This window comes from Sphingomonas flavida, from assembly GCF_036663655.1.
GTDB lineage: Bacteria > Pseudomonadota > Alphaproteobacteria > Sphingomonadales > Sphingomonadaceae > Sphingomonas.
In genome coordinates, this window is sequence record NZ_JAXOJH010000004.1 from 42,073 (window position 1) to 56,794 (window position 14,722).

General features: G+C 66.9%; 11 protein-coding genes. 3 read left to right on the top strand and 8 right to left on the bottom strand.

The window, feature by feature from the left end:
* Position 1: 1 nt before the first annotated feature.
* Positions 2-1,852, bottom strand: coding sequence for a potassium transporter Kup (locus tag U1703_RS05910; protein WP_443025770.1), 1,851 nt, complete (start codon positions 1,850-1,852; stop codon positions 2-4).
* Between the two features lie 521 nt (positions 1,853-2,373).
* On the opposite strand from U1703_RS05910, the gene U1703_RS05915 reads away from it, so the two are divergent.
* Both U1703_RS05915 and U1703_RS05920 read left to right on the top strand, forming a co-directional pair.
* Complete coding sequence (locus U1703_RS05915) at positions 2,374-3,639, top strand: threonine ammonia-lyase (RefSeq protein WP_332784968.1); 1,266 nt, start codon at positions 2,374-2,376, stop codon at positions 3,637-3,639.
* A gap of 128 nt (positions 3,640-3,767) precedes the next feature.
* On the top strand, positions 3,768-4,550 hold the full coding sequence (locus U1703_RS05920; protein WP_332784969.1) for an arginyltransferase: 783 nt from the start codon (positions 3,768-3,770) through the stop codon (positions 4,548-4,550).
* 299 nt (positions 4,551-4,849) lie between these two features.
* On the opposite strand, the gene U1703_RS05925 is transcribed toward U1703_RS05920, so the two are convergent.
* The 4 genes from U1703_RS05925 to U1703_RS05940 form a co-directional block, all read right to left on the bottom strand.
* On the bottom strand, positions 4,850-5,629 hold the full coding sequence (locus tag U1703_RS05925) for a transglutaminase family protein (RefSeq protein WP_332784970.1): 780 nt from the start codon (positions 5,627-5,629) through the stop codon (positions 4,850-4,852).
* A complete protein-coding gene (locus U1703_RS05930; RefSeq protein ID WP_320451876.1) occupies positions 5,629-6,564 on the bottom strand; it encodes an alpha-E domain-containing protein in 936 nt (311 codons plus the stop codon). The genes U1703_RS05925 and U1703_RS05930 overlap by 1 nt, the downstream gene beginning before the upstream one ends.
* The gene (locus tag U1703_RS05935; protein WP_332784971.1) at positions 6,564-8,057 is read right to left on the bottom strand and encodes a circularly permuted type 2 ATP-grasp protein; all 1,494 of its coding nucleotides are present in this window, start codon (positions 8,055-8,057) and stop codon (positions 6,564-6,566) included. The genes U1703_RS05930 and U1703_RS05935 overlap by 1 nt, the downstream gene beginning before the upstream one ends.
* 206 nt (positions 8,058-8,263) lie before the next feature.
* Positions 8,264-10,285 (bottom strand): protein-disulfide reductase DsbD family protein, encoded by a 2,022-nt coding sequence (locus U1703_RS05940; RefSeq protein ID WP_332784972.1) that lies wholly within the window; start codon positions 10,283-10,285, stop codon positions 8,264-8,266.
* Between the two features lie 69 nt (positions 10,286-10,354).
* Here U1703_RS05940 and U1703_RS05945 point away from each other — a divergent pair, with 69 nt between their 5' ends.
* A complete protein-coding gene (locus U1703_RS05945; RefSeq protein ID WP_332784973.1) occupies positions 10,355-12,049 on the top strand; it encodes an alkaline phosphatase family protein in 1,695 nt (564 codons plus the stop codon).
* A gap of 111 nt (positions 12,050-12,160) precedes the next feature.
* Here U1703_RS05945 and U1703_RS05950 read toward each other — a convergent pair whose 3' ends face one another.
* The 3 genes from U1703_RS05950 to U1703_RS05960 all read right to left on the bottom strand — a co-directional run bounded on the left by U1703_RS05950 (position 12,161) and on the right by U1703_RS05960 (position 14,538).
* Positions 12,161-12,775 carry a DUF1989 domain-containing protein gene (locus U1703_RS05950; RefSeq protein ID WP_332784974.1) on the bottom strand — a complete coding sequence of 205 codons (615 nt, stop codon included), beginning with the start codon at positions 12,773-12,775 and terminating at the stop codon, positions 12,161-12,163.
* Positions 12,772-13,428: a guanitoxin biosynthesis heme-dependent pre-guanitoxin N-hydroxylase GntA gene (gene gntA, locus U1703_RS05955; protein ID WP_332784975.1), complete on the bottom strand. Its 657-nt coding sequence runs from the start codon at positions 13,426-13,428 to the stop codon at positions 12,772-12,774. Before gntA ends, U1703_RS05950 begins: the two co-directional genes overlap by 4 nt.
* Before the next feature lie 156 nt (positions 13,429-13,584).
* Positions 13,585-14,538, bottom strand: coding sequence for an EAL domain-containing protein (locus U1703_RS05960; protein WP_332784976.1), 954 nt, complete (start codon positions 14,536-14,538; stop codon positions 13,585-13,587).
* Positions 14,539-14,722 lie beyond the last annotated feature (184 nt).

Sequence of the window (14,722 nt, forward strand, 5' to 3'; positions counted from 1 at the left end):
CTCAGATTTCCACCTGACTGCCCAGCTCGACCACGCGATTGGTCGGCAGACGGAAGAATTCCATCGCGCTCTCGGCGTTGCGCAGCATCCACGAGAACAGCTTTTCACGCCACATCGACATGCCCGGATGCTCGGCCGGAAGCAGCGTCTGGCGCGACAGGAAGAAGCTGGTGTCCATCATCTTGAACGCACCGCCGACCATCTCGACGCGCTTGAGCGCCGCCGGAACATCCGCCTCCTCCATGAAACCGAAGCGCAGGACTAGGCGGTGGAAGCCGTGCCCCAGATCGTCCAGCTTGGCCCGGTCGCCATCCGGCCAATAGGGCTGGCTGACGATCTTCACGGTCAGCAGGATGATCCGCTCGTGCAGCACCTTGTTGTGCTTGAGGTTGTGGAGCAGCGCATGCGGCACCCCCTCGGGCGAGGAGGTCATGAAGATCGCGGTGCCCGGCACCCGGCTGGCCGCGCCCGCCGCCGAATCGATGAAGATGTGAATCGGCATCGTTCCTTCGCGCAACCGCTCGATCATCAGCTTGCGCCCCGTCGACCAGGTGGTGAGGAAGGTGAAGATGATGAAGCCGATCAACAGCGGCACCCAGCCGCCCGACGGGACCTTCGTCAGGTTGGCGAGGAAATAGGCACCGTCGACCAGGAAGAACAAACCGAGCAGCGGCAGCGCGGCATAGAGCGGCCACTTCCACAACCGGGTCAGCGCGACGCCCAGCAGGCAGGTGTCGATCAGCATCGCCCCCGTCACCGCGATGCCGTAAGCCGAGGTCAGGTTGGACGACGAGCGGAAGAACAGGACGAGCAGGATCACCATCACCATCAACAGCCAGTTGATGAGCGGGATGTAGATCTGTCCGGCGGTCGCGGCCGACGTATGCTCGATGCGCAGACGCGGCATGAAGCCCAGCTGGATCGCCTGTTGCGTGACCGAGAAGGCGCCGGTGATGACCGCCTGGCTGGCGATGACCGCGGCGGCGGTCGCCAGGATGACGAGCGGCAACTGCAACCCCTCGGGCGCCAGCATGTAGAACGGGCTCTCCAGGGCTGCGGCACCTTCTCGGAACAGCAAGGCACCCTGCCCCATATAGTTGAGCATCAGCGCGGGCAGCACGAACACCAGCCAGGACAGGCCGATCGGCCGCCGTCCGAAATGGCCCATGTCGGCATAGAGCGCCTCGGCCCCCGTAACCGCCAGCACCACCGAGCCCAGCGCCAGGAAACCACGCAACGGGTCGATGAAGAAGAACTGGACCGCGTAATGGGGCGACAGCGCGACCAAGACCTCTGGCGTCTGGACGAAGCTCATGATGCCCAGCACCGCGATGGCGGTGAAATAGACGAGCATGACGGGCCCGAAGAACAGGCCGACCCGCTCGGTCCCCGATCGCTGGATCTTGAACAACACGATCAGGATGGTGATCGCGATCGGCAGCACAAAGCCGCCAAAGGCGGGTGCGGCGACCGCCAGACCCTCGACCGCGCTCAGCACGGTGACGGCGGGCGTGATCATGCTGTCGCCATAGAATAGCGCGGTGGCGAACACCCCGAGCAGGACGATGCCGCGCGACCAGCGCCGCGTCTTGGTCTGCCCCGACACCAGCGCCAGCAGCGCCAGGCTGCCACCCTCGCCCTTGTTGTCGGCGCGCATGATGATCGCGACATATTTGACCGACACGACGATCATCATCGACCAGAAGATCAGGCTGATGACGCCCAGGATATGCGCATTGTCGAGCGGCAGCGGGTGATGCGGGTTCGCGAAGGTTTCGCGAAAGGCATAGAGCGGGCTGGTGCCGATATCGCCGAACACGACACCGATCGCACCCAGCGCCAGCCGGGCCATGCCCTGCGGCGGATGGGGGTGGCTATCCTCGTTCGCGGTGGTGGCGATTCCGGTCGGCGACACGCTCATGGCAGGACGCTCGTTACGGGGGGGATCGTGCCGGCGATGGAAAGGATCATCGGCGACGTCCGTGGCAACCCTGTGATCATCGCGCCGCCCTAGCATGGCCCCAAAGGGCCAGCAACGCAGGGCCTGTGTGCTTGTTGCATCCGCGCACGATTTCGGGACTGCGGCGATGCTGTGATGCAACAGTGGTCGGGTTTTCTTTGAGAAGACCGGTCTCAGTGAGACACCCTTGCCCTCCCCCAGCCCCTCCCGCCTGCGGGAGGGGAGCAGCGTGTGGCGACGCCCGGACACTGCCCGCGACGGCGCGCGTCGTCAGCCCTAGGCACGCCCCTCCCGCAGGCGGGAGGGGATGGGGGAGGGACAGCCACGGGCCATGCCCCCGCTGCCCCCCCAAACCCCAACTTCCCCGCCCGAGACGGTTCACCTCTCGCTCGCGATCGGCTACGGCCTGATCCATGGCTAGTCGTACCGCCCCAGGGGCCGCATCGGAACTCCACCCGCCCGTCACGCCCATCGTCACCATCGACGATGTCCGCGCCGCCCATGCGCGCATCGCGGACCGGATCATCCGCACGCCCACCCTGATCAGTCGCACACTGTCGAAGCTGACCGGGGCGACCGTCTATCTCAAGTTCGAAAATCTCCAGTTCACGGCGGCCTATAAGGAGCGCGGTGCGCTCAACACGCTGCTCCAACTGTCAGACGAGGCACGGTCGAAGGGCGTGATCGCCGCCTCGGCGGGCAATCATGCGCAGGGGCTGGCCTATCACGCCAACCGGCTGGGCATCCCTGCGACGATCGTGATGCCGCGCACCACGCCGATCGTGAAGATCGTCCAGACCGAGGGCCACGGCGCGACCGTGGTGCTGGAGGGCGACAATTTCGACGCCGCCTATGCCCATGCGCGGGTGCTGGAGGCAGAGCGCGGCTATACCTTCGTCCATCCGTTCGACGATGCGCGGGTGATCGCAGGCCAGGGCACCGTCGCGCTCGAGATGCTGGAGGACGCGCCCGACATCGACACGCTGATCGTGCCGATCGGGGGCGGCGGGCTGATCTCGGGCATGGCGACCGTTGCGGCCGCGATGCCGCGCCCGGTCGACGTGGTCGGCGTCCAGGCCGAACTGTTCCCGTCCATGTACAACAAGCTGAACGGCACCGACCTGCCCTGCGCGGGCGATACGCTGGCCGAAGGCATCGCGGTCAAGGTGCCGGGCGGCCTGACGTCGCAGATGGTGGCGCAGCTGGTGCGCGAGATCGTGCTGGTCGACGAACGCCATCTGGAGGAAGCGGTCAGCGCCCTGCTCCAGATCGAAAAGACGGTGGTCGAGGGGGCCGGTGCGGCCGGGCTCGCCGCGCTGACCTCGCACCCCGAGCGGTTCCGGGGCAAGACGGTGGGCATCGTGCTGTGCGGCGGCAATATCGACACCCGCCTGCTCGCCAACGTCCTGCTGCGCGACCTGGCGCGTTCGGGTCGCTTGGCCCGCCTGCGCATCCGGTTGCAGGACCAGCCGGGCGCTTTGTTCAACGTCGCGCGGATCTTCGACCGCGAACGGGTGAACATCATCGAAGTCTATCACCAGCGCGTCTTCACCACCCTGCCCGCCAAGGGCCTGATCACCGATATCGAGTGCGAGACGCGCGATGCGCTGCACCTGCACCGGCTGATCGAGGCGCTGCGCGCCGCGGGCTATGAGACGAGCCAGGTCGAGCTGGCCTGACGCCCGATCGGCTGACCGACGTCCCGTTTCCGAACGATGCCGCGCCATCGTTTCGGACGCGCCGGTCGCTTCGCATCGGAAAGCCGCTATGATGCGGATAACAACCCAGTTTAAGGAACTGCCCGGCGGTGACCGCGCCTTTTCGTTTCCCGCGCTTCTTCGTCACCAGCCCTGCGCCCTGCCCCTATCTGCCGGGGCGTGACGAGCGCAAGGTGTTCACCGAGCTGACCGGCGACCATGCCGGTGAGTTGAACGAGGCGCTGAGCCGAATCGGCTTTCGGCGCAGCCAGGGGGTGGCCTATCGCCCCTCCTGCGCGGGGTGCAGCGCGTGCATCTCGGTCCGTGTCGTGGCGGGCGGCTTTCGCCCCAACGCCACCCAGCGCAAGCTGCTGCGCCGTCACGCCGACCTGGAGATCACCGCCTGCCAGCCCTGGGCGACCGCCGAACAGTTCGACCTGCTGCGCCGCTATCTGGGCAGACGGCATCCCGGCGGCGGCATGACCGCGATGGATGAAAGCGACTATGCCGACATGGTCGAGCTGTCGCCGGTCCAGTCGGTGCTGGTCGAATATCGCGAGCCGACGGGCCCGAACGGCGAGCGCGGGCGGCTGGTCGGATGCTGCCTGACCGATCGCCAGGGCGACGGGCTGTCGATGATCTACAGCTTTTTCGAGACCCAGGACCCGAACCGCCAAGGCCTGGGCAACTTCATCATCATGGACCACATCCTGCGCGCCCGCGCAGGCGACCTGCCCTATGTCTATCTCGGCTATTGGGTGAAGGGGTCGCCGCGCATGACGTACAAGACGCGGTATCAGCCGCTGGAGGCGCTCGGCCCGCGTGGCTGGGTGCTGATGGCCGACGAACAGTCCGCCCCCACCGCCCCGCCACCGGTCGAAGCGTTGGTATAGGGCTGGCCATTTCTGCCTTACGACAGATTGACTTCCTTCGCCTCCTTCTTGCCCTCGCCCCTGGAAAGGGGAGAGGGTTAGCGGAGCTTGCCAGCTTGTCTGGCTAGCGCAGCTTGGGTGAGGGGTCGAGCGAGCCTGCGGCTCGCGTGCTCGTTAAAATGAGCGCCCACCCCTCACCCAGCTCCCCTCAAAGAGGGGCGAGGGAAGAAAGCGATGACGATGAATTTCAAATGCTACCGAGGAGTGCTGGCCTCTCCGGGCGTCAATGTGATGCCCCTCCCATGACAGGAGAGGGAACATCATGACACACCGTTGCCCGCCGCCTGTCCCCAGGGCTCGCCCGCCAGCGATGCCGCTCCGGTCGCGTCGAGCGCGACCGCGATCCGCACATGGGTGTCCTGCGGGCTGAGGCCGGTGCATGGATCGAAACCGATCCACCCCAGCCCCTCGACATGCGCTTCGGCCCAGCAATGCGCCTGCCCCCGCGCGTCGCCGTTTCGGGCAGCGAAGCCCGAGACATAGCGCGCGGGAATGCCCAGCGACCGTGCCCCGACGCAGAAGATATGCGCAAGGTCGCACGGCGTCACCCGCTCCAGGGCGAATGCCTGTCCCGCGTCGATGCCAGTGGGCGCCGCGTCGCGGTCGATCGCGAAGCGCCGATGCAGCGCCAAATTCATCGCGTGCAGCGCCGCCAGCGGCCCCTCCGTGCCGTCCGCCGCCTGGGCCGCAAAGGCCGCGATCGCATCGTCGCCGGGGGTGACCGGCGTCGCCCGCAGGAACAGCGCGGGCGGAAGCGTCTCCGTCGCGCCGTGGATCAGCCCGTGCGCGTCGCTGGTCAACACCTCACCGGTCGCGGTGATCGTCACCACCTCGGGCGCGCCTTCGATGTACAACATGGTGACGGCATTGCCGAAACCGTCATGTCCCCGCCGAAAACGGGCGTCGCAGTCGACGTCGATCTGCCAATGCGCCACCGTCTGATCGTCGAAATTCTCCGGCGTCAGACGCAGCATCTGGACCGTCGTCGGCCGTCCGGCGCGCGGACGGTGGACGATCTGGTGCTCGATCGCGATGCGCATCAGGCGAACTTGAACTGACGGCCGATCGCGGCGTGCAGCAGGGCATTCTCCTGGATAAAGGCCTCGAGATACTGGTGAAGCCCGCCCGCGATGACGTCGCCCGAGCGAGTCTTCGTCATCCGGTTTGCCCGCAACCTTGCCATGCGATCCGCCTCCCCATGCTGCCCCGTTCGCCGGGCAAGCTGCCCCAGCACGTCCACCGTTTCCTCGACCGACGCCGCCAGGCTGCGCGGCAATTCGGCGCGCGCGATCAGCAGGTCGATGACGTTGGCGGGCTTCAGCCCGTCCGAATAGAGCCAGCGATAGGCGGTGACGGCGGAGACGGTCTGGAGAATCGTCGTCCACTGGTCGCGATCGACGACGCCGCCGATCCGCTCGCCCGCCGGCAGCAGAATGTGATATTTCACGTCGAGCAGCCGCGCGGTGTTGTCCGCGCGCTCGACCGCCTGGCCCAGCCGGATGAACCACGTCGTCTGGTTGCGCAGCATCCGGTGCACCGCACCCTCGAACCCGCGCGTCTCGTTCTTCACCGCCTCGACCAGGCCCAGAACGGCGGTGGGATCATCGGCGGCGGGCTTGGCCTCGAAATTCAGCCAGGCGCGGTTGATCGCGCTCCACGCCTCACGGGTCAGCGCGGTGCGCACCGCGCGGGCGTTGGTCCGCGCCATATCGACGCAGCGGACGATCGAGCCGGGGTGGCAGCCCTCGACCGTCAGGAAGCGCGCGACCTCGCGCCGCCGCAACTCACGCCCGCCCTCGGCAAAGGCGCTGGCGGTATCGGTGACGGCCAGCGCCGAGCCCCAAGCGGCCAGCCCCGCCGAGCGCGGCGACAGCACGTCGAGCCGGACGGTCGCCTCGACCAAGCGGGCGATGAAGTCGGCCCGTTCGAAATAACGCCCCAGCCAGTAGAGCGAGGATGCGGTCCGCGAGAGCATCAGTGCACTCCCTGCGTCTGGATCTGCGACTGCTGGCCCTGCACCTGCACCCAGCGATCGGGTTCGGGCGCCATCAGGACGAAACTGTCCTTGGTGCCGCCGCCCTGGCTGGAATTGACGACCAGCGACCCTTCGCGAAGCGCGACGCGGGTCAGCCCGCCCGGCGTGACCTCGACGCCGTTACGCCCGGTCAGGACGAAGGGGCGGAAATCGACATGGCGCGGGGCGACGCCGCGTTCGACCAGTGTCGGCACGGTCGACAGCGCCAGCGTCGGTTGCGCGATATAACGATGCGGCTCGGCGAGGAGCACGGCGCGGAACTGCTCGATCTCCGCCTTGCTTGCGGTCGGGCCAACCAGCATCCCGTATCCGCCCGATCCGTCGACCAGCTTGACCACCAGTTCGTCGAGGTGATCGAGGACGTAGGACAACGCCTCCGGCTCGCGGCACCGCCAGGTCTCGACATTCTTCAGCTTGGGCTCGCCACCCGAATAATAGCGGACGATGTCGGGCATGTAGCTGTAGATCGCCTTGTCGTCGGCGATGCCGTTGCCCGGCGCATTGAGGATGGCGACGTTCCCGGCGGCATAGGCCGCGATCAGACCGGGCACGCCCAGCATCGAATCGGGGCGGAAGACCAGCGGATCGAGGAAATCGTCATCGACCCGGCGATAGATGACATCGACCTTCACCCGCCCCGCGATGGTGCGCATCCAGACAATATCGTCGTCGACCACCAGATCGGCCGCCTCGACCAGTTCGATCCCCATCGAATCGGCCAGGAAGCTGTGTTCGTAATAGGCGGAGTTGAAATGGCCGGGCGTCAGCACGACGCAGGTCGGCTCGGCCACGCCGTGCGGTGCGACCGACTTCATCGTGGCGAGCAGGCGGTCGGGATAGCTGTCGACGGCGGCGACCCGGAACTGGCGAAACAGTTCGGGACACAGGCGCAGCATCGCCTCGCGGTTCTCCAGCATGTAGCTGACGCCAGAGGGCGTGCGGGCATTGTCCTCCAGCACGAAGAAATCGTCCGGCCCGGTACGCACCAGGTCGATGCCGCAGATATGCGCCCAGACGCCGTGCGGCGGGCGCATCCCGGCGATTTCGGGGCGGAACTGTGGATTGCCGAAGATCAGGTCGGGCGGCAGGATGCCGTCGCGCAGGATCTTCCGCTCGCCATAGATATCGTCGAGAAAGGCGTTGATCGCCTCGACCCGCTGCACCAGCCCCTCGGACAGGCGTGCCCATTCGTCGGGCAGGAACACGCGCGGCACGATGTCGAAGGGGATGATCCGCTCCGCCGCGTCGCTCTCGCCATAGACGGCAAAGGTGATACCCAACTGGCGGAAGGTCGCCTCCGCGGCCTGCTGACGGCGGCGCAGTTCGCTGTCGGGGGTGTTATCAAGCCATCGCTGCAAGGCAGAAAGTTCGGGCCGTGGCGTGTCCTTGCCAACGGCCCCCATGATTTCGTCGAACGCGGCGATAGTCCCCATCCGGTCGTTACGCTCCCCGATATGTCTAGGTTCCATGCTGCACCGCATGATTGGGGCGTGCAAGGGAAGATATTGTTCCTCCCCGGCACGGGGAGGGGGACCGCCGCGAAGCGGTGGTGGAGGGGGATCGCCGCCAGCACCTCGTTTCGTGGAGAGCCCTCTCCACCAGCCTGCGGCTGGTCCCCCTCCCCGTGCCGGGGAGGATTTTACGCCCCCAGTCTCTCCAGCATCGACGGGGTCAGCACCTGCGGCAGGACCTGCGGTTCCTTCGCGCCGGGCGCATAATAGAGGTAGAGCGGCACGCCCGCCCGGTTATGCCGCTCGATAAAACGTCCCAATACCGGATCGCCATCGGTCCAGTCTCCGACCAGCACCGCCACCTTGTTGCGCTGGAACGCATCGCGGACCGAGTTGCGCTCGATCGCGGCGGCCTCGTTCACCTTGCAGCTCAGGCACCAATCGGCGGTAAAATAGGCGAAGACCGGGCGGTTCTGCCTGCGCAGGTCGTCCAGCTTGGCCTCGGTGAACGCGGTGTCGGCGGTGGCCTTGGCGGCGGCGGCGGCGGGCTTGACCGTCACGACGATGCCGACCGCCAGCACCAGCGCGACGATGGCGGGCCAGCCCGCGCGCCCCTTGCCGCCATGCTGGCGAAGGCCGGTCCACCAGAAGCCTAGCGAAGCGATCAGCGCCGCCGCCAGCCCCAGCGTCATGCCGGTCACCCCCGCCTCCTGCCCCAGGATCCACGCCAGCGCGAGCGCGGTCAGGAACATCGGCACCGACAGGATATGGCGCAGCCGCACCATCCACATGCCCGGCTTGGGCAGTCGCCGCCGCAGTGCCGGGACGAAGCCGATGGCAATGAACGGCAGGGCGATGCCGATGCCCAGCCCCGCGAACACCGCCAGCGCAGCGGCGGCAGGCAGCACCAACGCCGCGCCCAGCGCTCCCGCCATGAACGGCCCCGAACAGGGTGTGGCGACGAACGCCGCCAGCGCGCCGGTCGCGAACGATCCCATCGCGCCCGAGCGGCCCGCAAAGGCCGGCGTCGGCAGTTCGAACAGCCCGGCCAGATTGAAGGCGATCCCCGCGACCAGCAGCAACAGCACGCCGATCACGCGCGGGTCCTGAAGCTGGAACGCCCAGCCCGCGCTCTGGCCGCCCGCCCGAAGCGCCAGCAGCACGACGCCCAGCCCCACGCACACCAGCACCACGCCCGCCGTATAGGCCAGCGCCTCGGTCCGCGCGTGCCGTTCGTCACCGCCGCCCTTGGCCAGGCTCAGCGCCTTCAGGCTCAGGATCGGGAAGACGCAGGGCATGATGTTGAGCAGCAACCCGCCCAGCACCGCACCCAGGAATGCCAAAGCCACCGCGCCGAAGCCGGTATCCGCCCCGCCGCCAGCGCCCGCAATCGCACCGGGCTTGGCGGCAAAGGCCAGACCCTGCCCCGCACCGATCGACAGCACGCCCGATACGGGACCGGGCGTCGCCACGGCGGCGACGGGCATGGTCAGGATCAGCTGGTCGCCCTTGCGGGTCATCGCTTGCGCCGCCGCATGGTCGATGATGCCGCTGCGATCCGGGAAGAAATAGGCGTCCTCAACCGCGACCGAGGCGGGCAGCGGCACGGCGATGCGCACGTTCTTGCCCTGCGTCTCGATCACGCCTTCGCCGCCCAGCGGCTTGGGAAGCGCCGCGCGCCAGCGGTCGAACTCGGTCCGGGTGGCGGGGTCGATCGCGCCGACGCCGACCGTCAGCTTCGTCGACAGCGTCTGGCTCTCCGGCACGCAGATCGTGTCGGTGCAGACCAGATAGTCGAGCTTGACCGTGACGGGCAGCGGCGTGCCCTTGGCCAGGCCAGCGGGCACGGCCAGATCGACGAGCAGCGCGAAAGGCCGCTCATAGACATAGTTCATCAGCCCGGCGATCTTCAGCCGCCCCGGCACGGGATAGCGAAGCGCGCCCGCGCTCACCCCCTTGGGCAGCGTCCAGTGCGCCTCGGTCGGCAGGCCCGCATCGCCGCCATTCTTCCAATATCCGTGCCAGCCCTTCTCCGGCGTCGCGACGATGGCCAGCGTCGTCTTGCCGCCCGCCGCCGGGCTCTCGCTCTCCGCCACCAGGCGCATGGCCAGATGGATCGCGCCGGGCGCGGGTGCGCTCTCCGCCATGCCAGGGCTTGTCGCCACCAGCATGAACAGCGCCGTCATCAGGATGTAAAACCAACCGCGCATCGACACCTTGCCCTAAACCGCTTTGCCGTTCCATAGCGCCCCTGTCCCCGCTTTGCATCAAGGTTGCCCATGAACTCCCTGACTGCCGCGCTCCTGGCCTCCGCCGCGCTCTTCACCGCGCCCGCCGCTTATGCCCAGACCGCCAGCCCCGCCCCCGGCAGCGCGCCAGCGCCCGTGACCACCCTGCCGGGGACGCCGCAGCCCCCCTTCCCCACGACGCCGCCCAAGCTGATCGTGGCGATTTCTGTCGACCAGTTCTCGGCCGACCTGTTCCAGCAATATCGCAACCACTTCACCGGCGGCATGGCGCGCCTGCTGACCGGCGCGGTCTTTCCCTCCGGCTATCAGAGCCATGCCGCGACCGAGACGTGTCCCGGCCACTCGACCATCCTGACCGGTTATCGCCCCGCCCATACCGGCATCATCGCCAACAACTGGGTCGACCAGTCGGTGAAGCGCGCGGACAAGATCGTCTATTGCTCGGAAGACGAAAGCGTCGCGGGCATGGATCACAACAGCTACACCGTGTCGGACAAGCATCTGAAGGTGCCGACGCTGGGTGAGCGGATGAAGAATGCCGATCCCCGCGTCCGCACCGTCTCGGTCGCGGGCAAGGACCGCGCCGCCGTGATGATGGGCGGCCACAAGGTCGACGAACTCTGGTGGTGGGATGGCAAGACCTATGTCTCCTATGCCGGACGGCCCGTGCCGCCGGTCGTGGAGCGCACCCGCAAGGCCGTGGCCGACCTGATCGCCCGGCCGCAAGAGCCGATGCCGCTGCCCGGCTTCTGCAAGTCGCTCGACCGGCCGATCACCGTCGGCGGCCAGACGCTGGGCACCGGCCGGTTCCAGCGTGCGGCGGGCGACCTGAAGGCGTTTCGCGTCTCTCCGGCGTCCGACGCGGCGGTGCTGGCGATGGCGGCGGGCTTCGTCCAGGACATGAAGCTGGGCCAGGGGCCGCAGACCGATATCCTGTCGGTCGGGCTGTCGGCGACCGACTATATCGGCCATGCGCTGGGCACCCAGGGTGCAGAGATGTGCATCCAGATGGCCGAGCTCGATCGCTCGCTGGCCGGGTTCTTCGACGTGCTGGACGCCACGGGTGTCGATTACGAGGTCATGCTGACCGCCGACCACGGCGCGCACGACATGACCGAGCGCCAGCAGATCCGCGCCATGCCGATGGAAAGCCATATCGCGCCCGAGGCCAAGACCAAGGCGATGTCGGCCGCGATCGCCAAGGCCATGGGCCTGCCCAACGATCCGCCGATCATGATGAGCGCCGAGGGTGACATCTATATCAACAGCGCCCTGCCCGCCGCCACCCGCGCGAAGGTGCTGGCCGAGGCCAAGCGCCGCTACGAGGCGCTGCCCCAGGTTGCCGCCGCGCTGACCCGCGACGAGATCGCCGCGACACCCTGGCCCACCACGCCGCCGGAAACCTGGACGCTGAAGGAAAAGGCGCGCTCCTCCTATGACCCGACGCGCTCGGGCGACCTGCTGATCCTGCTCAAGCCGCGCGTGACGACGATCGAAGAGCCTGCTCCGGGCTATGTCGAGACGCATGGCTCGCCCTGGGACTATGACCGCCGCGTGCCGATCCTGTTCTGGCGCAAGGGCATGGCCGGGTTCGAACAGCCGCTGTCGGTGGAAACGGTCGATATCGCGCCGACGCTGGCCGCGACGATCGGGCTGCCGATGCCGGGTGTCGACGGGCGCTGCCTGGACCTCGATCCGGGTGCGGCGGATACGTGTAAGCGGTAAACTGTTATTCCTCCCCTGTAAGGGGAGGGGGACCGCGGCGAAGCCGTGGTGGAGGGGTGTCACCGCTGGCCGTGACACCCCTCCGTCAGCCCTTAGGGCTGCCACCTCCCCTTACAGGGGAGGAATGTCCGGGGCCCGCTCCACCCGATACTCGATCGGCTTGAAGCTGCCCCCATTGGACGCAGGCGCCGAACAGGCGGTCAGCCCGATCACCAGGTCCATCCGCGCCACGAAGCGGATATGGTCCCCCGGCCCGCTGAGCGGCGGTAATACCTCGAGCTTGCCGGTCTTTGCGTCGACCGGCACATTCATGAAGCAGTTGAACGCCACGGGAATGCGGTCCGGCGTCACCCCATAAGGCTCCAGCGCCGCCGCGAGGTTGCCGAAGCACCCCCGGTGGCGCGGCAAATCGGGATAGAAATGGTCGAACGTGTCGACCGAACACGGCGTCAGCAGGAAATCGTGCATCCCGACCGTATCCTCGACGATATCCAGCATCACCCGCGAGCGGTTGGAATAGAGCTCGTGCCCCTTGGTCAGCCGGATCGTCTCGGCATAATCTAGCGTGCGGCCCGAAGATATCACCTCGTCCAGATCATCGGCGTTGAATGCCAGCAGATCGGCCACCTGCCGCCCGCGCGGGTCGATCACGGTCAGGCTGTCGCCCTTGGCCATGCGGAACGCATCGCCGCTGCGGGGCGGGATCTCGATCGTTTCCCCGCTCACGGCTTGGCCTCGCTGCCCGCGCCCGCATAATGGAAGGGACAGCGCCAGCCATCCTCGACCACCCGACCGCTATACTGCCGGGCCTCGCTCATCTCGCCGTGGCGGGCCAGCATCGGGTTGCGCGAACCGGCCAGGGCTTCGTCGCGGGTCAGGATCTTCTCGCGCATCGTCTCATACTTGCCCTGCGCGCGCAGGATCTCGAACTGGTCGTGCAGGTTGAAGATCATCGCCGGGCGCGGAAAGCGGCGCGCGGGTCGGCTGGCATTGGGATGGAGCCCGACGACGAAGAACGCCTCGCCGCCAAAGGACAGCGAGAAATGCGGATCGTCCGGGTCCGTACTGACCCGGCTGTCCCAATCCTGCCCCAGCCACACATCCTTGTCGGACAGCGACTGGATCCGCGCCCAGACCGCGCGTTCGAACGCGGGTTCGTCCAGCGTGTCCGGCCCCCCGAATACGACCGCCAGACTGCGAAAGAGTTGCGGCTCGGCCCGGTAACGCTGGGCGAAGCGGCGCAGCGAGTCATGGATGCGCAGGTCGTCCCAGGCGCTGGCAATGTTGCGCGCGCCCAGGATTTCGAGCGTTCCGCGTGCCATAGCGGCCTTGGCACCGACGCAAGGGAAACCGGCCTCGGCGATATGATCGCGAAGCATCGCGGCGGATTCCGGCTCACTGGGATCGTGGGCGGGAAATAATCTGCTGGCAGTTTCTAACATGGGACGCCCCAACGCGGCGGCCGCATCCCCTGTTCCTGAAAAGCCGATATTCACCAATAACTTGTACAATATTTAGAGATTAGTTGATGGAGATTAATTCGTCCATTTTCGGAAAGGTTCTTCCTTTTCCTGGAAGTGCGCCCGGGGCAACGCACAACTGGTGCCCCTGCGCACCAGGCCCGGACGTCCATGGTAATAACCCTGCTGCCAAACCCCGCCGCTAACATAGGCCAGATCCGCCATGCCGGGGGTCTCCACCCCCTCGACGATCACGGTGCCCCCCAACGCCTTGATCAGGCCGATCAGGTGCGGCAGCGCATAGCAGGGCAGGTGCTCGCTGCTTACCTTGTTCACGAACGAACCGTCCGTTTTCACAAAGGCCGGCATCAACTGCATGAGGTTCCGGATCGACGTATAGCCCGATCCGAAGTCGTCGAGTGCCAACGCCGCGCCGCAGGCTCGCAGGCGTCGCGCAAATGCTGCGGTGTCGTCGATATGGGTCAGCGGCTCGGTTTCGGTGATCTCCACGACCAGCCGCCCGGCGATCGCCGGGCGCCGCGTGAGATCGTCCAGCACACTCCCCCACCAGCCATGGAGATGCGCGGAGGTCGCCGAGATATTCACGCCCAGCGTCGCCTTCGGATCGAATTCCAGTTCACTGATGACATGCGCCACCATCAGCCAGTCGAACGTCGATGCGAGGCCGGTTCGCTCCAGCGCCGGAAACACGACGTCGGGCGCCAGCGCCTCGCTCGCGTCGCTGAACCGCATCAGCCCCTCGTGATAAAGGACCTGTTCCGGCTGGCGATAGTCGCAGACCGCCTGCCAATGCGGTGCCAGCCGCCCCTCGCGCATACAGCGGAAGAGATAGGCGACGATTTGCATATCGCTCTTGTAGATCGCGAACCAGCGTTCCTGATGATCGATCTGGATGTCGCGCGGCGCGCGATAGCGCGGCAGATTGTCGCCTTCCCACGAAACCACGGCATGTACCGCCGCCGCCTGTTGATTGGCGGCTATCTCGATCGAAATCGGCTCGGCGGACAAGCGATAGGGCAGTTCCGCCAGGCTCTGATGATCGACGACACCCGGCCTGCGCATGTTGCAGACGAGCCGAAAGCGGCCCCGCCCGGCCCCTTGCGTAACGCGTAGCCCGGCATGATGCAGCCGCATCTGAATATGGTCGACCACCTGATCGGCGACGGATGCACCCCAGCATGCATCGATCAAC

Coding starts and splice junctions, on each gene's coding strand:
- U1703_RS05910 (WP_443025770.1), bottom strand. CDS start 1,852: ATGGCCCGGCTGGCGCTGGGTGCGATCGGTGTCGTGTTCGGCGATATC.
- U1703_RS05915 (WP_332784968.1), top strand. CDS start 2,374: ATGGCTAGTCGTACCGCCCCAGGGGCCGCATCGGAACTCCACCCGCCC.
- U1703_RS05925 (WP_332784970.1), bottom strand. CDS start 5,629: ATGCGCATCGCGATCGAGCACCAGATCGTCCACCGTCCGCGCGCCGGA.
- U1703_RS05930 (WP_320451876.1), bottom strand. CDS start 6,564: ATGCTCTCGCGGACCGCATCCTCGCTCTACTGGCTGGGGCGTTATTTC.
- U1703_RS05935 (WP_332784971.1), bottom strand. CDS start 8,057: ATGGGGACTATCGCCGCGTTCGACGAAATCATGGGGGCCGTTGGCAAG.
- U1703_RS05940 (WP_332784972.1), bottom strand. CDS start 10,285: ATGCGCGGTTGGTTTTACATCCTGATGACGGCGCTGTTCATGCTGGTG.
- U1703_RS05945 (WP_332784973.1), top strand. CDS start 10,355: ATGAACTCCCTGACTGCCGCGCTCCTGGCCTCCGCCGCGCTCTTCACC.
- gntA (WP_332784975.1), bottom strand. CDS start 13,428: ATGCTTCGCGATCATATCGCCGAGGCCGGTTTCCCTTGCGTCGGTGCC.